The sequence below is a fragment of the Aliihoeflea sp. PC F10.4 genome, from assembly GCF_054612275.1.
Genome location: NZ_JBTSWH010000001.1, coordinates 649,855 through 670,324, shown reverse-complemented (window position 1 = coordinate 670,324; position 20,470 = coordinate 649,855). Strand labels below are relative to the sequence as shown.

Genomic DNA, 20,470 nt, shown 5'->3' with positions numbered 1-20,470 from the left:
CTTAAGCGTCCGGCGCCACGGCGAGGACGAACAATGCAGCCATCGTGATCAGCGCGCCGACGGCGACCGCACCGCTCGCCCAGCCATGGCCCAGCAGCCCTTCATAGAGAATGATGAAGGCCGGGCTCAGATAGGTATAGGCCATGACCTTGGCGGCCGGCAGGCGCATCGTGCCGAACTGGACGAGGAATGTCGTTCCGGCCGTCGTAAAGACGGCGAGATAGGCGACCGCGATCCACACGATCGCCGGCAGTGCGGTCCAGTTCGTCGAGAAGATTTCCGGCAACGCGTAAAGGGTGATCCATGCTCCGGTGGCAAACAGCGTCCATAGCGTGAAGACCGGCAGTGCCTCGCCGCGATTGAGCCGGCGCACCAGCGGCGCGTAGGCGGCATGACAGGCGACGCCGATGAAAAAGATGAGTTCGCCCGCGCCCAGATCGAACGCCATCAGCGCGGCAAGATCGCCGCGGAAGATGACCCACACCGCCCCGCTGGCTGCGACGACGAGGCTGACAAGCACCAGTGCGCGCGGCATCTCGCCCAGAAACAGAAATCCGAAACCGGCTGCCATCAGCGGCATGAGCGTGAACACCGCACCCGTGGCGACGGGCGTCGTCAGCCGCAGGGCGATGAACATGGTGATGAAGAAAACGGCCATCAGAAAGCCGAGCACGCCGTATCGCCATACGGCCTTTGGCGCTGGAATGCGGCCCCGGTTCAAAAGCGCCACGGCGGTTGCCATGACGCAGATGCCGAAGACAAAGCGCACCGCGTTGATCGCACCCGGGCCGATATGTGGCGCGGCCATCGCTCCGATCGAATAGGAACCCGAGACGAGCGCGGCGAAACACAGCATCGCCAGATGCCCGACGAGCTTGTCGCGCCCTTTCGCGTGTGCGTGCTTGATGGTGATATCCGCCAATGCTTCCCTCCCGAAAGACGACGGGCGCAGTCTCCCGCGCCCGTCGCAATTCATCCCGTAACGAAAATCCGCGCAAGCCTATTCGGCCGCAACCTTTGCGGCAGGGTTGTTCGGATGTGTGGTCCAGTTCGCGTAATCCGGCGAGACCGTCCGGTCGGTTCGCTTGTCCATCGCACCGGCCGCCAGCGGCACCATGTCGATGCACCCTTCGACCGGGCAGACATTGACGCACAGATTGCAGCCGACGCATTCTTCGTCGATCACCTCGAAATGGCGCTTTCCGTCGACCATCGACGTGATCGCCTGATGCGAAGTGTCCTCGCAGGCGATGTGGCAACGCCCGCATTTGATGCACAGATCCTGGTCGATATGCGCCTTGGTGACATAATTGAGGTTGAGATATTGCCAGTCGGTGACGTTCGGAACCGCCCGTCCGACGATGTCGTCGAGGTCGCGATGGCCCTTTTCGTCCATCCAGTTCTTCAGTCCGTCGATCATCTCCTCGACGATCTTGAAGCCGTAGGTCATGGCAGCGGTGCAGACCTGCGCGGTTCCTGCGCCGAGCGCCATGAACTCCGCCGCGTCCCGCCATGTCGTGATGCCGCCGATCGCCGAGATCGGCAGGCCGCGCGTCTCCGCGTCTCGTGCGATTTCCGCCACCATGTTCATCGCGATCGGTTTGACCGCCGGGCCGCAATAGCCGCCATGCGTGCCCTTGCCGTCGATGGTCGGCTGGGGCGCGAAATCGTCGAGATCGACCGAGGTGATCGAGTTGATCGTGTTGATCAGCGAAACGGCGTCCGTGCCGCCGGCATGCGCCGCGCGCGCAGGCTTGCGGATGTCGGTGATGTTCGGCGTCAGCTTGGTGATGACCGGCATGCGCGTATATTGTTTGCACCAGCGCACGACCATTTCGATATATTCGGGCACCTGCCCGACGGCCGCGCCCATGCCGCGCTCGCTCATGCCGTGCGGACAGCCGAAATTGAGCTCGATCCCGTCCGCGCCGGTCTCCTCGACGCGCGGAAGGATCGCCTTCCAGGCATCTTCCGTACACGGCACCATGATCGAGACGACCATTGCCCGATCCGGCCAGTCACGTTTGACCTGCTTGATCTCGCGAAGGTTGGTCTCAAGGTCGCGGTCGGTAATGAGCTCGATATTGTTGAGGCCGAGCAACCGCCGGTCCGCGCCCCAGATCGCGCCGTAGCGCGGCCCGTTGACGTTGACGACGGGTGGACCTTCTTCGCCGAGCGTCTTCCACACGACACCGCCCCACCCCGCCTTGAAGGCGCGCACGACATTATAGGCTTTGTCGGTCGGCGGCGCGGAGGCCAGCCAGAACGGATTGGGCGACTTGATGCCGACGAAGTTCGAACGAATGTCTGCCATGCTCATGCCCTCCCGTTGGAGCCGAGTGCCCGGTTGATACTTTCGGCTGCGTCGCGCCCCTGCGCGACGGCAGAGACGGTCAGGTCGTTACCGCCGAAGATGCAATCGCCGCCGGCCCAGACCTTTTCGAGCGATGTGCGGCCTTCCGCATCGACCTTGATGCGTCCCGCTTCCATGGCGACCGCCGCGCCCGAACCGTTGAGCGGCACGGGATCGAAGGTCTGGCCGATAGCCTTGAATATCTGGTCGGCCTCGATGCGAACGGTCTCGCCCGTTCCGGCCAGTTTGCCGTCACGCATGGCGGTGTATTCCATCTCGATGCCGGTGGCCTTGCCGTCGTCAGAAAGGATGCGCGAAGGCTTCAGCCAGTGCCGGATCGTCACGCCCTTGGAGGCTGCGAGATCCTGCTCGAACTCGGATGCGTTCATGGCTTCCTTGCCGCGGCGGTAGCAGATCGTCACCTGTTCGGCCCCCAGCAGCTTCGACTGGACGGCGGCGTCGACAGCCGTCATGCCGCCGCCAATGACGACGACGCGCCGGCCGACGCTGAGCTTCGACATGTCGGACGCCTGGCGGATCGTCGCGATGAAATCGACGGCGTTCTCGACGCCTTCGACATCCTCTCCGTCTGCCTGAAGCGCGTTGACGCCCGAAAGCCCTGCGCCCAGAAACACCGCATCATGACGGCCGGTCAGGTCGGAAAGCGAGAAGTCGCGGCCCATGATCTGGTCGTTCCGCACCTCGATATTGCCGATCGACAAAACGTAATCGACTTCCTCCTGCGCGAAATGCTCGGGCGCCTTGTAGGCTGCGATCCCGTATTCGTTGAGGCCGCCGGCCTTCGGCCGTGCCTCATAGATTGTCACTTTGTGGCCGTGCATGGCGAGCCGATGCGCGCAGGCAAGCCCGGCAGGACCTGCGCCGACGACCGCGACATGACGCCCGGTATCGGCCGCGCGCTCATAGAACTGGATGCCGCGCTCCATCGCCGTGTCGGTCGCGTAGCGCTGCAGGCGGCCGATCTGCACCGGCTTACCTTCGGCTACCTCGCGCACGCACACTTCCTCGCACAGCGTCTCGGTCGGGCACACGCGGGCGCACATGCCGCCCAAAATGTTCTGATCGAAAATTGTCTTGGCCGATCCGACCGGATTGCCGGTCGAAATCTGGCGGATGAACATCGGAATGTCGATCGAGGTCGGGCATGCCTGCATGCACGGCGCGTCATAGCAGAAATAGCAGCGATCCGATTCGACCAGCGCTTCGTGCCTGTCGAGCAGCGGATGCAGATCGGCGAAGTTCGCCACATATTGCTCGGGCGCGAGCCGCTCGGCGGCAATGCCCTCCTTGTAAAGGCCGTCAGCCATCTGGTTCCCCATTCTTATTGACTGTGGGGAAAGGCTAGCACGGATTCTTTTTTTATCAATCGGTCAAAATTTGGATTTGCCGACGCAAACGCCTGAATAATATGACTATTATTATCCAGTTATTGCCGCTTGGCGCGCGCCGCTGCGCCTTGTAAGCAGACATCATGACCGATTTCGCATTTTCTCCGCCGCCGCAAGCCTCGCTTGCAATCGCCGACAGCGCCGAGCGCTTCCCCATTCGCCGCGTCTTTTGCGTCGGCCGCAACTACGCCGCCCACGCGCGCGAAATGGGCAATGACGAGCGCGACCCGCCCTTCTTTTTCACGAAACCGGCCGATGCCGTGTTCGATGCAGCAAACGACATTCCCTACCCGGCACTCACCCAAAATCTGCATCACGAGGTCGAACTGGTCGTCGCAATCGGAAAGGCCGGCATCGACATCGATCCCAATGAAGCACTCGGCCATGTCTGGGGCTACGGCGTCGGCATCGATCTGACGCGCCGCGACTTGCAGGACGAAGCCAAAAAGGCCGCGCGTCCATGGGATTGGGCCAAGGGATTCGACTTTTCCGCGCCCGTATCGCCGCTGGTGCCCGTTGAGCGGAGCGGCCATCCGGCGACCGGCCGTATCTGGCTTTCGATCGATGGCGAAACGCGCCAGAACGGCGATCTTACCGAGCAGATCTGGAACGTTCCGGAAATCATCGCGGCGGCCAGCCGGTCGGTGGCGCTGGCTCCCGGCGACCTCATCATGACGGGAACGCCTGCCGGCGTCGGCGCGCTTACACCCGGCGACCGCGTGGAAGCCGGCATCGACGGCATCGGCAAGATCGCGCTTTCGGTCGTTCCGCGCGGCGGATAGGCGTCAGTTGGGCGCGGTCGGTTTCGCGCCGATCATCCGGCGCGCTTCTTCTGGCGACTCGGCGTAATCTACGGGACGTGACGCCACGGGCGTGGCCTGTCCACCCGCCGCGTCCTCTTCCGGCGTTTTCGCCAGTCCAGGCATCACTTCGGCGCTCGCCGCCTCGCGGCCCTCGCCCACTTCCGTCAGCGTCTTTTCGGGCGCGGATTCGCCGGGAAGAGCGGACATCTCCTTCGACGCGGTCTCGACCGGGTCGCGCCCTTCGACCGGGTGCTGGCCTGCATCCTCCACGCCTCGGCGCGGCGCATCCTCGGCCGGTACGGCAGCCGCTGCGTCGGCAGTCTTGTCGCCGTCGAAGCTGATCACCGGCTCCATCGAGCGCAGTTCCTCGTCAGGCAGCCAGCAAAGGCTCATATGCCCGCCGCCGAGATCGCGCAAAGGCGGCAGTTCCGTTTCGCACTTGTTTCCCGGAACACGTTCCTTCCAGCGGCAGCGCGTCTGGAACGGGCAGCCCGATGGCGGGTTCATGGCCGAGGGAATATCGCCTTCGAGCACGATGTGCTTCTTGACGACCGACGTATCGGCGATCGGAATCGCCGAAAGCAGCGCCTCCGTATAAGGATGATAGGGCGGCGCGAAAATCTGGTCGGTCGTGCCCTGCTCGACGATATGGCCGAGATACATGACCACCACGCGGTCCGCGAGATAGCGCACGACCGACAGATCGTGGCTGATGAACAGCATCGTCGTCTTGTTCTTGCGCTGGATGTCCATCAAGAGTTCGGTGACAGCCGCCTGCACGGACACGTCGAGCGCGGAAACCGGCTCGTCTGCCACCACCACCTTGGCGTTGCCGGCAAAGGCACGCGCGACGCCGATGCGCTGCTTCTGCCCACCCGAAAGCTGGCGTGGCATGCGCGTTGCGAACGCACGAGGCAGTTTCACCAGATCAAGCAGTTCGAACATGCGCTGGCGTCGCTCGGCGGTCGAATTGCCGACCTTGAACTTCTCCAGCGTGCGGATGATCTGCGAGCCGACCGAATGGCTTGGGTTGAGCGTGTCGAACGGGTTTTGGAACACCATCTGGATCGAAGAGATCGTATCCGTGTCGCGATTCTCGATGCCTGTGTCGCCGATCGGCTTGTTGCCGAGCGTCACGCTGCCTTCGGTCGCCGTCTCCAGCCCAAGCAGGACCTTGGCCAGCGTCGATTTTCCGCAGCCCGATTCGCCGACGATCGCCACCGTCTCGCTTTCGCGCGCCTCGAAGCTGATCTGCTCGTTGGCCTTGACGGTGCGCGTGTCGCCACCGCCGAAAATGGCGTTCGCGGCGACGTGATAATATTTTTTCAGCTTGTCGATCTTCAGCGCCGGCGCACCGGGCGTGACCGCTTCCTTTTCGGTCTTCGCGCCTTCCGGCAGAGCCGACCAGTCAATCTGGTCGAAGCGCACGCAGCGGCTGAAATGCTCCTGATGCTCGCCGACCTTGACCATCGGAATTTCGGCGGCGTTGCAAACGCCCTCTACGAAATGATGGCAACGAGGACCGAAATTGCAGCCCTTCGGCCGTTCATGCGGCAACGGCAGTTGCCCCGGAATAGCGATCAGCGGGCGCGAATTCTTGTCCGCGCCCGGCAGCGGGATCGAGCGGAACAGACCTTGCGTATAGGGATGGCGCATATGGTCGAACACGTCGCGGATCGTCCCGGTCTCCACCGCCTCGCCCGAATACATCACCGTGATCTTGTCGCAGGTTTCCAGGATCAGGCCGAGATTGTGCGACACGAAGATCATCGACGTGCCGAAGCGCTTTCCGAGATCCTTCACGAGTTGGACGATACCCGCTTCCACGGTCACGTCGAGCGCGGTCGTCGGTTCGTCCAGAAGCAACAGCGCGGGCTTAGAAAGCAGCGCCATCGCAATGACGATGCGTTGCTGCTGGCCGCCGGAAAGCTGGTGCGGATAGGAGTCCATCATACGCGCCGGGTCCGGCAGGCGCACGGCGGTTAGCATTTCCAGCGCGCGGTCGTAGGCTTCCTTTTTGTCGACCTTGTCGTGGATGATCGGCACTTCCATCAACTGCCGGCCAACCTTCATGGCCGGGTTCAGGCTCGCCATCGGCTCCTGATAGATCATCGCGATCTTGTTGCCGCGAACGGCACGGAGTTCGGCTTCCGACATATCGCCCATGTCGCGGCCCTGGAACTTGATCCGCCCGCCGACGATCTTACCCACATTGGAAAGGTCGCGCATGATGCCGAGCGAGACAGTCGACTTGCCGCATCCGCTCTCGCCGACGATGCCCATCGCCTCGCCGGGCATCACCGTGCAGGAAAAATCCATAACGGCCGGGATTTCGCCGCGCTTGGTGAAGAAGGAAATCGACAGGTTCTCGATCTCGAGAATCGGCTCGGCGTTCTCGACGCTTTTGGGGGCGACGGTCTCGTTCATGGCCTCAATCCTTCAGCGATTGTTCGCGCAGGGCGTCAGCGAGCAGGTTAAGCCCGAGCACGAAGCTCATCAGCGCGATGACGGGCGGCAAGGCGGGGTGGATGAAGGCACGCAACAGCCGGCTCGCATCCTTGATCGCGGTTCCCCAATCGGGGCTTTCAGGCGACAGGCCGAGGCCGAAATAGCCGAGCGTTCCGAGCAGGATGGTGGTGTAGCCGATGCGAAGGCACGCATCCACGATCAGCGGCCCGCGCGCATTGGGCAGCACTTCCCAAAGCATGATGTACCATGGCGTTTCACCACGCGTCTGCGCGGCGGCGACATAGTCGCGCGTCTTGATGTCCATCACGAGGCCGCGCACGATGCGGAAGACGCCCGGTGAGGACGCGAACACGACCGCGACGAAGATGTTCAGCTCGTTCGGCGCGATGCTGACGATGCCGAGCGGATCGGCGTTGAAAACGAGGCCCGCATAGATCCACCCGCCGATGAGCAGGGTCAGTCCGAGCTGGATCGCCAGCAGCCCCGGTCGGTGCTTGTTGCGCGTATAAAAGAGCGTGGCGAAGAAGATGATCGGGAACAGGAAGAACACGCCCGCCATTGCGTAGGGAATGGGTGTTTCCATGATGCCCGGCGTCACCAGCAGGTAGAAGAGCAGGATCACCGGGAAGGCGAGCACCAGATTGGCAAGGAACGACAGAACACCGTCGATCCGCCCGCCGTAATAGCCGGCCGGCAGTCCAAGCGTAGTGCCGACCATCAGCGCGAAACCGGTCGCGGCCGGCGCGATCAGGAGCACGATCTGGCTGCCATAGACCGTGCGCGAGAAGATGTCGCGCGCCAGCCTGTCACCGCCCAGAAGGAACGCCTTGCCGGATTCGGGATCGATCGCGCCGGGCAGCGAATCCTTCATGATCAGCACCTGCGCCAGCGGATTGAAAGGCGCGATGAGGGAAGCGAATATCGCCGTGAACAGCCAGAAATAGCACAGGCTGACACCGGCGACGCCGACGCCGGAGCCGAAGAGTTCGCCGTAGAGGCCGAGGCGCTTGCGAAAGGCGAATGACAGCGAGAGCACCACGGCAAGCGCCGCCCAGACGGGCCAAAGCTGCCACAATATGCCGGTGATGATCTGCGGAACGGTCAGGTATTCATACATGGCCTACTGCACCCTGATCCGTGGATTGAGATAGGCGTAACCGATGTCGGAAATGAGCTGCGTCGACAGGACGACGAAGACCGACACCAGCGACGCTGCCAAAAGCATATCGATGTCGTTGTTGCCGGCAGCCTCCACTAGCATGAAGCCGAAGCCCTGATAGCGGAACATCACCTCGACGATGACAACGCCCGTAAGCAGCCAAGGGAACTGCAGCATGATGACGGTGAATGGCGCGATCAGCGCGTTGCGCAGCGCGTGCTTGACCACGACGGAGCGGAAGCTGAGCCCCTTGAGCCGCGCGGTGCGGATATATTGCTGGGTCATCACCTCGACCATCGAGGCGCGGGTCATGCGGGCGATATAGCCGATGCCGTAGATCGCCATCGTCATCACAGGCAGCGTGAAATTGGAAAAAGTGATGCCTTGCGCGGTGGCGCTGGCGGCCGAGCCGTTCAGCCAGCCGAGCCATGAGGCGAAGATAACGGTGAAAATGACGCCCGAGACATATTCGGGCGTCGCCGTCGTGGTGATCGCGGCGACGGAAAGCGTCCGGTCAGTTCGCGTTCCCTCCCGCATACCGGCGAATATGCCCATGATGAGCGCGACCGGCACCATCGTCACCATGACCCAGAACATCAGCTTGCCGGTAGCTGCCAGTCCGGGGAAAAGCCGATTCTCGACATTCGTGCGAAAAGTGGTCGAACAGCCCCACTGGCCCTGCAGGATGCCGGAATAGGATGGCTCCGTCGGCTCCGAACAGAAGGCGAAGCGGCTCACCGCCTGCCCGTTTTCATCGACGGCCGGTTCCTTTTGCACCACGCCGAGCCATTGCCCGTAGCGGATCAGGAACGGTTCGCGATAGCCGTTGCGTTCGAGCCAGCTTTCGATCTGCGCGTCTGGCGTGCGCATGTCGAGCTGGCTGATCGCGAGCCGCCGCAGGTTCGGGTCGAGATTGACGAGAAAAAAGACGACGAGCGTCAGGCAGACCATGGTTATGGCCATGACGCCCAACCGCTTCACGATGAAACCCAGCATGTGCCCCCTGCCGTTCTGGTTGGGGTTTTATAGTTATGTTCCCCGGTACAGTCGGCGAGGGCCGTTGCCGCCCCTCGCCTTCATGTCGCGTATCCGCGCTGTGACGAGATGGCGCGTCAGGCGCTTTCGTCAAGCCAGACCTTGCCGAGATCGATCTCGAAGGTCGGGTGCATGCCGTGGTTCTTCACCGCCTCTACGGAGTGGTTGTAGAGCGTGCGCCAGTAGGGCTGGATGATGATGCCCGAATCCTGGATGATCGTCTCGATCCGCTCCATGACCGACTGACGCTCTTCCGAATCGGCGATCGAAAGGGCTTCGGCGATCAGGCCGTCGAGTTCCTCATTGGAGAACGCAGTCTCGTTCCAACTGCCGCCGGTGCGGTAACCGAGCGCGATGACCTGGATGCCGAGCGGGCGCATGTTCCAGTTGGTCGCCGAGAAAGGATACTTGGTCCAGTCGTTCCAGAAGGTCGAACCGGGAAGCACGGTCCGCTTGACGCGGAACCCGGCCTCGCGAAGCTGTGCGGCCACCGCGTCGCACGAGTTGCGGTGCCAGGTCTCGTCGACCGAGATGATCTCGTGCTCGAAATCCATCTGGCCGGCTTCTTCCATCAACTGCTTGGCACGGTCGACGTCGCGCTCATGCGTGGCGATCTGGACGTGGTCGGGCTGGATCGGCGCGACATGGTAGTTGTCGGCCTTTTCGCCCGCACCGTCGATGCCAAGCGCCAGGATAGCGTTGTTGTCGACGCCGAGCTGAACGGCCTTGCGCACGTTCTGGTCGTCGTAAGGTGCGTTGTCGACGTTCATGCGAATGGTCAGCGTGGTCGAGGTCAAAACCTCCGAACGCACGAGACCGAGGCTGTCCATGATGTCGAGATAGTCGGCGGTCGTCTCGTAGTTCGTATGGATTTCGAGCGCTTCGAACGCGTTGACCATCGCCGACGGATCGGTGCCGTAATCGATGAATTCGACGCCGTCGAGATAGGCTTCGCCATCCCACCACGCGCCGTTTTCGCGCCGCTTGAACTCGATACGATCACCGACCGAATAGGAAACGAGTTCGAACGGACCGGTGCCGATCGGATTGGCGACCCAGTCCGCGCCCGTCTCGTCGAAGGTGGGGTGAACGACCAGCGCAGGATAATCCGAGAAGCCCGGAATGATCGAAACGTCCGGCTCCGACAGGATCAGCTTGACCGTGTAATCGTCGACGCGTTCGATCGCGCCTTCGCGCAGCTTGTTGGTGTCGGGGTCGATCATCGAGGCGACGCGGGTCGCCATCGAGTTGCCTTCAGCAGTGCCGTCGGCCCAGCGCGTCAGATTGTAGATGACGTCGTCTGCGTTGAATTCATCGCCGTTTGTCCACGTCACGCCCTGCCGCACGTTGAGAACGTACTCGGTGGCGTCGTCGTTGGCTTCCCAGCTTTCGAGAAGCTTGCCTTCGAAGGTGAACTCGCGCGTGTACTTGACGAGCGGCTCGAGCGACTGGCGCATGCCGTTGGAGATTTCGGACCAGTCGGCCGTGCGCGGGTCCTTGTTTGCCTTGACGAACATGGCCACGCGCAGGACGCCGCCTGTCACCGGCTCGCCAAGCGCTTCATCCTGCGCCAGCGCCTTCGAAGGTGCGGCGAGGCCGATCATCGAATAGGCAAGCGCGGTCGAGGCCCCGAAGACGGACGCGATGGCGAGGAATTCGCGTCGGTCGACGCGTCCGGCCTTCACATCCTCTGCCATCTTCTCGACGTGTTCGGGAACGCGGTTCCCGCTACTTCTGAAGAAACTCATGCCACCGATCTCCCGTTTGTTCCTGATGTTCCCTACCATCCCGTATCGGTGGGCGAATGTCAAAAACCCCGCCAGATCAGGATGTTCGACTATAATTTGATACCAGGCCGGCCGTTCCGTTGGCGTAAAAGCGACATCGAACACCCCGTTTTGGCATCTTTTGCGACCAAATATGACGCAGTGTAATCCCGAACGGCCGTTGCTGCCAGGCAACATCGCGTGACGTCCGGTCGGCCCCGCCAATGACGTGATTGACCGTCACTCCCAGTGCTTGCTACGTAATTTTCAGCTTGAGGTGCCGGTGCGAGCAACGCCGGCTAAGAGGGAATGCGGAAGGACGATTTGTCCGAGCCGCGGCTGCCCCCGCAACTGTAAGCGCAGAGGACATTCGAAAACCACTGGGCGGTGCCCGGGAAGGTGAATGATCCGCTGAAGCGCGAGCCAGGAAACCTGCCTTGAGCGTCACCTTTGCCGGATGCGGGGAGCGTCCGGGGCTGTGGTTTCGCAGTGGTGACATATGTCATCGCTGGCGAAGCCGGATCGGGGCGGTCCGCAGGTTTCTCCAGCATCTTTGAAAAGATGGGTTCCGGCCGCAGGCCGGATATCGGGGGACCGAATGTACGCTTTCAAACTGGGCGCGGCCTGCGCTGCATCTGCAATCGCCATATTGGCAAGCCTGCCCGCGCATGCGCAGTTCACCGAACTGCCGCAGATCGTCATTACGCCGAACCGCGCGCCGACAGAGGCCGAACGCTCCGGCTCGCGGGTCGAGACGGTCACGCGTATGGAGATGGAAGAGCAGGACCTGCCGCTCGCCGTCGACTATCTGGAGCGCCTGCCAGGCATCTCCGTATCATCACCCGGCGGCCCGGGCGCGGAGGGATCGCTGTCCGTGCGCGGCGCGCCGCGCCGCTACGTCAAGACGCTCTATAACGGTATCGATATCGGCGATCCAACGAGCACGCAGGTTCAGACCTCCTATCAGTATCTCCTCTCTGGTGGCCTCGAGTCCATCGAGGTGCTGAAAGGCTCCCAGTCGACGCTTTATGGTTCGGATGCAATCGCGGGCGTGATCTCGTTTTCGACCCTCGGCGATATCGAGCCCGGCATCTCGCACATCCTCCATGGCGAAGCCGGCTCGCGCGGAACCGTTCGTGGGGGCTACGGCCTGCGTGCAGCCAACGATGCCGGACGTGCCGCAATCAACATCACCGGCTTCCGCACCGACGGCATTTCTGCAGCAGCGGGCGGCAGCGAGCGGGACGGCTATGAGAATGTGACGTTCGACGCGACGGGCGAATATCGCCTGAACGAGGTCGTATCGGTGTTCGGTTCCCTGCTCTACATCGACGCCGACGCTGACTACGATGTAGACCGCTATGTAGATAGCGTCACCGGGGAGATTATTGAGCCACAGGATACCGACGTAAATGTTAACGATAACGAGCAGATCGGAATGCGCGTCGGCTTCAATGCCAATTTCCTCGATGGCCGCTTGAAGAATACGCTTTCGGTCCAGCACTTTGAGGTCGATCGCACAATTGACTCGAATCACCCTGCATTCGGCCCGTTCGATGCTGATTATGTCGGCGAGCGCCGGAAGATAGATTATCAAGGCTCACTCGACGTTAATGAGTGGCTGCTGCTTCAATATGGCGCCGATTACGAGCGGCAAAGAGCGCAAACGGTCGATAGCTACGGCTCCGATACAGACGATTCATTTTCTCTCGCTGGCGTTTGGACACAAGCGGTTCTGGAGCCAACTGAATTATTGAACCTATCAGGCGGTGTGCGATATGATGATCACTCCGAATTTGGTGATAATCTCACATATCGGGCGACAGGATCTTATCGCTTTGGCGAAAGCGGATATCGCCTTCATAGTTCGTTCGGCACCGGCTTTCGCGCACCGAGCCTATACGAATTATTCGGTCCCTTCGTTGGCAACACCGATCTGGAGCCGGAAGAAAGCGTCTCATTCGACGTTGGCTTGGAGTATCGGTTCAATAATAGCCTTGCTGCCGACTTGACCTATTTCATGCTCGACATTGACAACTTGATTCAGTTTGCTGGTGGCAGCTATGCACAGGTTCCCGGCACTTCGCGTCAGCGAGGCGTGGAAGCGTCGCTAGTCTATGAAGCCAATGATTGGCTCTCGCTAGGCGCAGCATACACCTACACACATACGCAGGACGCCAACGGCAACCGCAACTTGCGCGTTCCACGCCACGAAATTGCGCTCACGACGACATACAAGCCCGCCGAGAAATGGGCTATTTCCGGCACAGCCAAAATTGCCGTTGACAGTGAAGACGAAATCATCGTGAGCAGCGTCGCCGGACCATTTGGCTTTTCTGGAGTCAACGGCCGCGTCAAACTCGACGACTACGTCCTCCTAAACGCCAAGGTCTCTTACCAGGCGACCGAATCCACGGAGCTTTACGTGCGCGGCGAAAACCTGCTCGATCAGGACTACCAGACGGTGCGTGGCTTCAATACGCCCGGCATCGGCGTCTTCGCCGGCTTCCGGTCGACCTTCTGATGAAAAGGGCGGCGCGCGGACAATTCATTCTGCGCGCCGCCGCCTTTACCCTCGCGTTGACTGCGCCTGCATTCGCCGCCGACCCGCCGCGCGTCATGTCGATGAATGTGTGCACGGACCAGCTCGTGCTGCTTCTGGCCGATCCCGGTCAGATCGTCTCTTTGTCCGATCTTTCGACGGACCCGACGCTTTCCTTTCTCGATGAAGAGGCAGCGAACTACCCCAAGAATGGCGGACGGGCCGAAGAGGTGTTCCTGTCGAAGCCAGACATCGTCGTCACCGGCACGTTCAGCCTTCACAACACGACGAGCCTGCTTCAGCGCCTCGATTTCCATGTCGAGGAATTCGCCTACGACAACACGGTCGACACAGTTCCCGCTGAACTCCGGCGCATGGGCGCGATCGTCGGACAGAGCGAACGCGCCGAAACGATCGCCCGCGACTACGAGCGCGAACTTGAAACTCTGCGCGCGCGCCAGTGCCCTACCCGCCCCACCGCCATCGCCTATGAGCAAAACGGCGTAGTGCTGGGCGCGGGCACGCTTGCCGACAGCGCTATGGAAGCCGCTGGCCTGACGAACCTTGCCGCCGAGCTCGGCTATTCGGCCATGACGCCCCTGCCCCTCGAACAACTCGTCTCGCACCGGCCCGACATCGTCATCCTGTCTGAACCCGTCGAGGGAGCGCCCGCGCTCGCCGACCAGTTCGTCAGCCATCCGGCCTTGAAGGCGCTGGATGGCGCAAGGGTCGGCGCATTCGTGCCGCAAGGCGCCTGGGCCTGTGGCGCACCCTTCGTCATCGAGGCCGTTCGCGCCTTGACCGAGTTGCGCGAGGAGATCGCGCCCTGCGACGAAACGCAGTAAAGAGCGCCATGCTGAACGCCATCCTCGCCCTTGCCTGCGTCATCCTCACGGTCGCCTCCCTGCTGATCGGACCGGCCGATCTCGATCTTGCATCGAGCGTGACGGGCCTGTTTGCGGGCGGCGACGAGGCAGCCATGATCATTATGCAGGATATCCGGCTGCCGCGCGCGCTTCTGGCGCTGACGGTCGGGATCGGTCTCGGCCTGTCAGGTGCCGTGCTGCAAGGGCTCCTGCGCAATCCGCTCGCCGAACCCGGCATCATAGGCATCACGGCGTCGGCCTCGTTCGGCGCGGTCGCGATCTTCTACACCGGCCTTGCCGGCGCATCGCTTTATGCACTGCCCGCAGGCGCGCTTGCCGGTGCGGCGCTTTCCGTCGTGCTTCTGCTCGGCATCGCAGCACGCGCCGGCGCAACCCTGACGCTGATCCTCGCGGGCGTTGCGCTGACCAGCCTTGCCGGGGCGCTGACCTCCCTTGTCCTCAACCTGTCGCCGAACCCCTTCGCCAGCTACGAGATCATCTTCTGGCTGCTCGGCTCGCTTCGCGACCGTTCGATGAGCCATGTCTGGCTTGCCCTGCCTTTGATGGCGGCGGGCTGGATCATGCTGGCAATGACGGCGCGGGCGCTCGACGCGCTGTCGCTTGGCGAGGAAGCGGCAGCAAGCCTTGGCGTGCGCCTATCCGTGGTTCGCACGCTGGTCGTCGGCGGCACGGCGCTTTGTGTCGGCGCGGGAACGGCCGTCGCGGGCGCGATCGGCTTCGTCGGTCTCGTCGTTCCGCATCTTGTGCGCCCCTTCACCGATCGCCTGCCGTCGAGCCTTCTTTTGCCGAGTGCACTCGGCGGCGGCGCGCTTTTGCTGGCTGCCGATATCGCCGCGCGGGTCGTGGTGCCGACGCGCGAATTGAATGTCGGCGTCCTGACCGCACTCATCGGCGCGCCGTTTTTCCTGTGGCTGGTGGTGCGCAGCAGGCGGGAGTTGTTCTGATGCTGTTAGCGCGAAACCTGTCCGTCAGCCTTTCGGATCGACCGATCCTGAACGGCATCGACCTCGACCTTCAGCGCGGCGAAGTCGTCGGACTTCTCGGGCCGAACGGTGCGGGAAAATCGACGCTCATGCGCGCGCTTTGCGGTCTTTTGCCCTTTGCCGGCTCGGTCGAGATAGATGGCCGCGCGCTTGGCGGGATCAGTGAACGCGAGCGCGCGAGGCTCGTCGCTTTTCTGCCGCAGGCCCGAACGATCGCCTGGCCGCTATCGGTGGAAAACGTCGTCAAGCTGGCGCGTTCTCCATGGCGCGGAATGGGCGGCTTTTCAGCACACGACGAAGCCGCGATCGCCGATGCTATGGAGGCGATGGACGTCGCCGATCTGGCAAAGCGCCCCGTGACGGAGCTCTCCGGCGGCGAGCAGGCCCGCGTTCTGGCAGCCCGCGCGCTTGCGCAGGAAACGCCGCTTCTCATCGCCGACGAGCCGGTCGCGGGCCTCGATCCGGCCCATCAGATGACGATGATGGCCGCTCTGCGCGCGCATGCGGCACGCGGCAAATCGATTTTCGTATCGCTTCACGACTTGACCTTGGCCGCGCGCTGGTGTGATAGGGTAATCCTGACTAATTCAGGAAGGATTTACGCCGCTGGTCGGCCGACAGATACTTTGACGGCAATCACCCTTGCGGATGTGTTCGGGATCGAAGCCATGATTTCCGCCGATAGCTGCGGAATGGTGCTTGCCCCGACCGGTCTTTCCTCCCTTGGCGAACGGACGGAAACGGATTGACATGACACTGAGACTTGGAATTTCGCGTGCGGCCCTCACCGCTGTGGCGCTTTTCGGTGCCGCGCTGCCTGCGCTTGCCCAGGAGCCGGGGCTGGAAGGCACGCTCGCGCCGATGGCGCATGATCTGTCAGCGGTGGGTATGTTCATGGCCGCCGATTGGGTGGTCAAGGGCGTCATGATCGGTCTGGCCCTGGCCTCCGTCGTCACCTGGGCCGTCTTCCTGATGAAGACGCTGGAAATCGGACGCGCCAAGCGCCAGGTCGCCGGTGCGCTGCGCATCGTTTCCAAGGCACCGACGCTCGGCGAAGCCGAAAAGGCACTGGGAAGCCGCGCCGGTGCCGGTGCCGCCATGGTCAAGGCGGCGGTCGATGAGGCACGTCAATCCAGCCCCGCGATTTCAAGCGCGGGCGGCGAAGGCCTGAAGGAGCGCGTGTCGTCGCGTCTTGGCCGCATCGAGGCCAATGCCGGACGCAACCTGTCGAAAGGCACCGGCATCCTCGCATCCGTCGGTTCCGTCGCACCGTTCGTCGGCCTGTTCGGCACGGTCTGGGGTATCATGAATTCGTTCATCGGCATCGCCGAGGCGCAGACCTCGAACCTCGCCATCGTCGCGCCGGGCATTGCCGAAGCGCTGCTCGCGACGGCGCTGGGTCTGGTCGCGGCCATTCCGGCGGTCGTCTTCTACAACATCTTTGCCCGCTCCATCGTCGGCTATCGCGCGTCGCTCGCCGATGTGGCGTCCGGGGTCGAGCGCCTCGTTTCCCGCGATCTCGACTACCGCCGGTTCACCGGTACGCGCGAAGCAGCGGAGTAACATCATGGCAGGCGGTATCAAACGCGGCACCGAAAGCGGCGATATGGAGGAAAGCCACGAGATCAACGTGGTGCCCTTCATCGACATCATGCTCGTGCTGCTCATCATCTTCATGGTGGCCGCACCTCTGGCGACTGTCGACGTCAATGTCGACCTGCCTTCATCGAATGCGGCCCCCGGACAGCGTGTCGACGATCCGGTCTATCTCACCGTGCGCAACGACCTGACGCTGGCGCTCGGCGATGACGATGTCGAGGAAGGTGCTCTGCGCGCGGCACTCGACGAACGCACCGGCGGCGACCGTGAGGCGCGCATCTATCTGCGCGCCGACCGTGCCGTCGCCTATGGCGATTTGATGGAAGTGATGAACGACATGCGAGCCGCCGGCTATTTGTCGATCGCGCTCGTCGGTCTCGAAGCGCCCGCCAGAAGCGAATAGATTACGCGCTCAAGGTTCGCCGGACGGCATCGCGCCAGCCGGCGAGCTTTTCTTCGCGCAAATCGTCGTCCATTTGCGGCTCGAAACGGCGCTCGAGCTTCCACGCTTTCGCAAAATCTTCCATGCCGGGCCACACGCCCGCGCGGGATCCGGCAAGCCATGCTGCGCCGAGCGCGGTCGTCTCGAGGATCGTTGGCCGATCCACAGGCGCGTCGAGAAGGTCGGAAAGACGCTGCATCGTCCAGTTCGACGCGACCATGCCGCCATCGACCCGCAGCACGGTCTCGCCACCTTCCGTCCAGTCTTTTTTCATCGCATCGAGAAGGTCGCGCGTCTGGAAGGCGACGGATTCGAGCGCGGCTCGCGCGAACTCGGCCGGCCCCGTCGAACGCGTCAGTCCGAAGATCGCGCCGCGCGCCTCCGCATCCCAGTGCGGCGCGCCGAGCCCGACAAAGGCCGGCACGAGGTAGACTTCCTGGCTCTCGTCGGCCTGCGTTGCCAGTTCGCCGCTTTCCTCCGCCTTGCCGATGACGCCGATGCCGTCACGCAGCCATTGCACCGCCGCGCCCGCCACGAAGATCGAGCCTTCCAGCGCATATGTGGTTTCACCGTCGAGACGATAGGCAATCGTCGTCAAAAGCCGGTTGTTCGAGCGAACAAGCGTTCCGCCCGTGTTGAGCACCGCAAAGCAGCCTGTGCCGTAGGTCGATTTCATCATGCCGGGCGAAAAACACGCCTGTCCGATTGTCGCTGCCTGCTGATCGCCCGCGACACCGAGGATCGGGATTGCCGCGCCGAAAAGCGCTTCGTCGGTCACACCGAAATCGTCGGAACTGTCGAGAACCTCCGGCAGCATTTGGAGCGGCACATTGAGGTGCTCGGCGAGTTCCCCGTCCCACGCATTTGTCTCGATGTTGAAAAGAAGCGTGCGAGATGCGTTGGTCGCGTCCGTCACATGCGCCGCACCGCCCGTCAGCTTCCAGATAAGGAAGGCGTCGATCGTGCCGGCAAGAAGTTCGCCGCTCTCCGCGCGCTCACGCGCGCCGGAAACATTGTCGAGCAGCCAGGCAAGCTTGGTGCCGGAAAAATACGGGTCGAGCAGAAGCCCGGTCTTTTGCGAAAAGACCTCTTCAAGCCCCTTTTCCTTCATGTCGTGGCAAAGCTGCGCCGTGCGCCGGTCCTGCCACACGATCGCGTTGTGGATCGGCTCGCCCGTCGCCTTGTCCCAGACGACGACCGTCTCGCGCTGGTTGGTGATGCCGATGGCAGCGACGTCGCCTGCCGAGATCCCGGCATCGTCCAGTGCGGCCTTTATCACCGCAACGACGCTGTCCCAGATTTCGTTCGCATCGTGTTCGACCCAGCCCGACTTCGGAAAATGCTGAGCGAATTCCTGCTGGCCGACGCCAACGATTTCCATCCTGTCGTCGAAGACGATGGCGCGGCTCGAAGTCGTGCCCTGATCGATCGCGAGAACGAACCCACCCATAAAAATCCTCCCCCATTGTCCTCTAGGCGGCCTTGGCGGTGTCCCGCATGAAATGGTCGAGCGCGCCCGCCTCGTCTTTCGACAGGACGAGGCCCCGCTTCGTACGCCGCCATAACACATCCTCGGCGCTCATCGCCCACTCATGGGCCACGAGATAGCGAACTTCCGCCTCGTAAAGGTCCTTCCCGAAATGTCGGCCAAGATCGACCGAAGATTTCGCCGAGCCAAGAATCGTCCGCGCGCGCGTCCCGTAAAGCCGTATGAGCCGGCGCGCCATACGCGCGTCGATGAATGCGTAGTCGGCGCGAAGCCGCCGCACTTCCTCATCGAACGTGCCGACCGCGAAGTCGCCACCCGGCAACGAGCCGTCAGCCGTCCACGCCTTCCCCTTTTTGCCGATCAGCCCTTCGATTTTTTCGAGCATCGATTCGGCAAGCCGGCGATAGGTCGTGATTTTGCCGCCGAAGATGTTGACGAGCGGCGCGCCGTCCGTATCCGCCTTCAGCACGTAGTCGCGCGTTGCTTCCTGCGCCTTCGACGCACCATCGTCGTAAAGCGGCCTGACGCCGGAGAAAGTCCATACGATGTCATCGCGCTTCACCGGCTGGGCGAAATACTCACTGGCGCAGGCGATGAGATAGTCGATTTCCTCGTCGCTGATCGCCACGTCCTTCGGATCGCCCTCATAGTCGCGGTCCGTCGTCCCGATCATGGTGAAATCGTCATGGTAGGGGATCGCGAAAATGATGCGCCCATCCGGGTTCTGGAAGAAATAGGCGCGCGGATCGTCGAACTTTTTCCTGATGACGATATGGCTGCCCTGAACGAGACGGACATTGTGGACGTCGTGCCCGACCGTCTGCGTCAGCACCTTGTCGACCCATGGGCCGCCGGCATTGACGAGCAGCCTGGCTCGCACCGTCTCGCGTGCGCCGGAAACCCGATCCTCGATGTCGATGGCCCAGCCGTCCGCCTCGCGCCGCGCCGCGACGACCTTGGTGCGCGTGCGGATAACCGCGCCCCTGTCGGCCGCGTCGCGCGCGTTGAGAACCACGAGACGCGCATCGTCGACGCCGCAATCCGAATATTCGAACGCCTTCGAGAAGATCGGCTTCAGCGGCCTTGCCGCCGGATCGGTCGTCATGTCGAGCACTTCGGTCTTCGGCAGGAGTTTGCGCCCGCCGATATGGTCGTAGAGGAAGAGGCCGAGCCGCAGCAGCCATGCCGGGCGAAGTCCCTTGTGATAGGGCAGCACGAACCGCATCGGCCAGATGATGTGCGGCGCGCTCTTCCAGAGCACCTCGCGCTCCTTCAAAGCCTCGCGCACGAGCCGGAATTCATAGTGCTCCAGATAGCGCAAACCGCCATGGATCAGCTTGGTCGACCACGACGAGGTGCCACTCGCCAGATCGTTCATCTCGGCCAGAAACACCGAATAGCCGCGCCCTGCCGCATCGCGCGCGATGCCACAGCCATTGATGCCGCCACCGATGATGAAGATGTCGTAGGTCGTTTCGCTGGTCACGCCTGAAATCCGTTATTCGAAATCAAACGAAATCTAAGTGAAACTCAC

Annotated in this window: 16 protein-coding genes and 1 riboswitch; of the genes, 7 read left to right on the top strand and 9 right to left on the bottom strand. The window is 62.4% G+C overall.

The annotated features are described in order from the left end of the window. Position 1: 1 nt before the first annotated feature. The 3 genes from ACX82Z_RS03250 to ACX82Z_RS03240 form a co-directional block, all read right to left on the bottom strand. Positions 2-922 (bottom strand): DMT family transporter, encoded by a 921-nt coding sequence (locus ACX82Z_RS03250; protein ID WP_459586715.1) that lies wholly within the window; start codon positions 920-922, stop codon positions 2-4. Between the two features lie 78 nt (positions 923-1,000). After that, entirely contained in the window at positions 1,001-2,314 is a 1,314-nt protein-coding gene (preA, locus tag ACX82Z_RS03245; RefSeq protein ID WP_459586714.1) for an NAD-dependent dihydropyrimidine dehydrogenase subunit PreA, read from the bottom strand. Between the two features lie 2 nt (positions 2,315-2,316). After that, positions 2,317-3,681 carry an NAD(P)-dependent oxidoreductase gene (locus ACX82Z_RS03240; protein WP_459586713.1) on the bottom strand — a complete coding sequence of 455 codons (1,365 nt, stop codon included), beginning with the start codon at positions 3,679-3,681 and terminating at the stop codon, positions 2,317-2,319. 164 nt (positions 3,682-3,845) lie between these two features. Between ACX82Z_RS03240 and ACX82Z_RS03235 the strand changes: the two genes are divergently transcribed. Next, a complete protein-coding gene (locus ACX82Z_RS03235) occupies positions 3,846-4,544 on the top strand; it encodes a fumarylacetoacetate hydrolase family protein (RefSeq protein WP_459586712.1) in 699 nt (232 codons plus the stop codon). Positions 4,545-4,547: 3 nt separating this feature from the next. On the opposite strand, the gene ACX82Z_RS03230 is transcribed toward ACX82Z_RS03235, so the two are convergent. From ACX82Z_RS03230 to ACX82Z_RS03215, 4 genes are all read right to left on the bottom strand, one after another. Continuing rightward, positions 4,548-6,992, bottom strand: a complete 2,445-nt coding sequence (locus tag ACX82Z_RS03230; protein ID WP_459586711.1) for a dipeptide ABC transporter ATP-binding protein — start codon at positions 6,990-6,992, stop codon at positions 4,548-4,550. Positions 6,993-6,996: 4 nt separating this feature from the next. Next, positions 6,997-8,151, bottom strand: coding sequence for an ABC transporter permease (locus ACX82Z_RS03225; protein WP_459586710.1), 1,155 nt, complete (start codon positions 8,149-8,151; stop codon positions 6,997-6,999). A 3-nt stretch (positions 8,152-8,154) separates the two neighbouring features. Next, on the bottom strand, positions 8,155-9,189 hold the full coding sequence (locus tag ACX82Z_RS03220) for an ABC transporter permease (RefSeq protein WP_459586709.1): 1,035 nt from the start codon (positions 9,187-9,189) through the stop codon (positions 8,155-8,157). A 116-nt stretch (positions 9,190-9,305) separates the two neighbouring features. Continuing rightward, positions 9,306-10,976 (bottom strand): ABC transporter substrate-binding protein, encoded by a 1,671-nt coding sequence (locus ACX82Z_RS03215; protein ID WP_459586708.1) that lies wholly within the window; start codon positions 10,974-10,976, stop codon positions 9,306-9,308. Positions 10,977-11,252: 276 nt separating this feature from the next. Next, positions 11,253-11,448: riboswitch (cobalamin riboswitch) on the top strand. 144 nt (positions 11,449-11,592) lie between these two features. Between ACX82Z_RS03215 and ACX82Z_RS03210 the strand changes: the two genes are divergently transcribed. Genes ACX82Z_RS03210 through exbD form a run of 6 tightly spaced genes read left to right on the top strand, consistent with a single transcriptional unit; the run spans position 11,593 to position 17,408 of the window. Beyond that, a complete protein-coding gene (locus ACX82Z_RS03210) occupies positions 11,593-13,518 on the top strand; it encodes a TonB-dependent receptor plug domain-containing protein (protein WP_459586707.1) in 1,926 nt (641 codons plus the stop codon). Continuing rightward, the gene (locus ACX82Z_RS03205; RefSeq protein ID WP_459586706.1) at positions 13,518-14,381 is read left to right on the top strand and encodes an ABC transporter substrate-binding protein; all 864 of its coding nucleotides are present in this window, start codon (positions 13,518-13,520) and stop codon (positions 14,379-14,381) included. Before ACX82Z_RS03210 ends, ACX82Z_RS03205 begins: the two co-directional genes overlap by 1 nt. A gap of 8 nt (positions 14,382-14,389) precedes the next feature. Continuing rightward, entirely contained in the window at positions 14,390-15,367 is a 978-nt protein-coding gene (locus ACX82Z_RS03200) for a FecCD family ABC transporter permease (RefSeq protein ID WP_459586705.1), read from the top strand. Then, complete coding sequence (locus tag ACX82Z_RS03195; RefSeq protein WP_459586704.1) at positions 15,367-16,155, top strand: ABC transporter ATP-binding protein; 789 nt, start codon at positions 15,367-15,369, stop codon at positions 16,153-16,155. The genes ACX82Z_RS03200 and ACX82Z_RS03195 overlap by 1 nt, the downstream gene beginning before the upstream one ends. 1 nt (position 16,156) lies before the next feature. Continuing rightward, positions 16,157-16,969: a tonB-system energizer ExbB gene (gene exbB, locus ACX82Z_RS03190; protein WP_459586703.1), complete on the top strand. Its 813-nt coding sequence runs from the start codon at positions 16,157-16,159 to the stop codon at positions 16,967-16,969. Positions 16,970-16,973: 4 nt separating this feature from the next. Beyond that, complete coding sequence (exbD, locus tag ACX82Z_RS03185) at positions 16,974-17,408, top strand: TonB system transport protein ExbD (RefSeq protein ID WP_459586702.1); 435 nt, start codon at positions 16,974-16,976, stop codon at positions 17,406-17,408. 1 nt (position 17,409) lies between these two features. Here exbD and glpK read toward each other — a convergent pair whose 3' ends face one another. Both glpK and glpD read right to left on the bottom strand, forming a co-directional pair. Continuing rightward, on the bottom strand, positions 17,410-18,897 hold the full coding sequence (gene glpK / locus ACX82Z_RS03180) for a glycerol kinase GlpK (protein WP_459586701.1): 1,488 nt from the start codon (positions 18,895-18,897) through the stop codon (positions 17,410-17,412). Between the two features lie 22 nt (positions 18,898-18,919). After that, positions 18,920-20,422, bottom strand: a complete 1,503-nt coding sequence (gene glpD / locus ACX82Z_RS03175; RefSeq protein WP_459586699.1) for a glycerol-3-phosphate dehydrogenase — start codon at positions 20,420-20,422, stop codon at positions 18,920-18,922. Positions 20,423-20,470: the final 48 nt, after the last annotated feature.

Excerpts from the sequence above, each read along its gene's own strand:
- preA (WP_459586714.1), bottom strand. The coding sequence starts at position 2,314 with ATGGCAGACATTCGTTCGAACTTCGTCGGCATCAAGTCGCCCAATCCG.
- ACX82Z_RS03240 (WP_459586713.1), bottom strand. The coding sequence starts at position 3,681 with ATGGCTGACGGCCTTTACAAGGAGGGCATTGCCGCCGAGCGGCTCGCG.
- ACX82Z_RS03235 (WP_459586712.1), top strand. The coding sequence starts at position 3,846 with ATGACCGATTTCGCATTTTCTCCGCCGCCGCAAGCCTCGCTTGCAATC.
- ACX82Z_RS03230 (WP_459586711.1), bottom strand. The coding sequence starts at position 6,992 with ATGAACGAGACCGTCGCCCCCAAAAGCGTCGAGAACGCCGAGCCGATT.
- ACX82Z_RS03225 (WP_459586710.1), bottom strand. The coding sequence starts at position 8,151 with ATGTATGAATACCTGACCGTTCCGCAGATCATCACCGGCATATTGTGG.
- ACX82Z_RS03220 (WP_459586709.1), bottom strand. The coding sequence starts at position 9,189 with ATGCTGGGTTTCATCGTGAAGCGGTTGGGCGTCATGGCCATAACCATG.
- ACX82Z_RS03215 (WP_459586708.1), bottom strand. The coding sequence starts at position 10,976 with ATGAGTTTCTTCAGAAGTAGCGGGAACCGCGTTCCCGAACACGTCGAG.
- ACX82Z_RS03210 (WP_459586707.1), top strand. The coding sequence starts at position 11,593 with ATGTACGCTTTCAAACTGGGCGCGGCCTGCGCTGCATCTGCAATCGCC.
- ACX82Z_RS03205 (WP_459586706.1), top strand. The coding sequence starts at position 13,518 with ATGAAAAGGGCGGCGCGCGGACAATTCATTCTGCGCGCCGCCGCCTTT.
- ACX82Z_RS03200 (WP_459586705.1), top strand. The coding sequence starts at position 14,390 with ATGCTGAACGCCATCCTCGCCCTTGCCTGCGTCATCCTCACGGTCGCC.
- ACX82Z_RS03195 (WP_459586704.1), top strand. The coding sequence starts at position 15,367 with ATGCTGTTAGCGCGAAACCTGTCCGTCAGCCTTTCGGATCGACCGATC.
- exbB (WP_459586703.1), top strand. The coding sequence starts at position 16,157 with ATGACACTGAGACTTGGAATTTCGCGTGCGGCCCTCACCGCTGTGGCG.
- exbD (WP_459586702.1), top strand. The coding sequence starts at position 16,974 with ATGGCAGGCGGTATCAAACGCGGCACCGAAAGCGGCGATATGGAGGAA.
- glpK (WP_459586701.1), bottom strand. The coding sequence starts at position 18,897 with ATGGGTGGGTTCGTTCTCGCGATCGATCAGGGCACGACTTCGAGCCGC.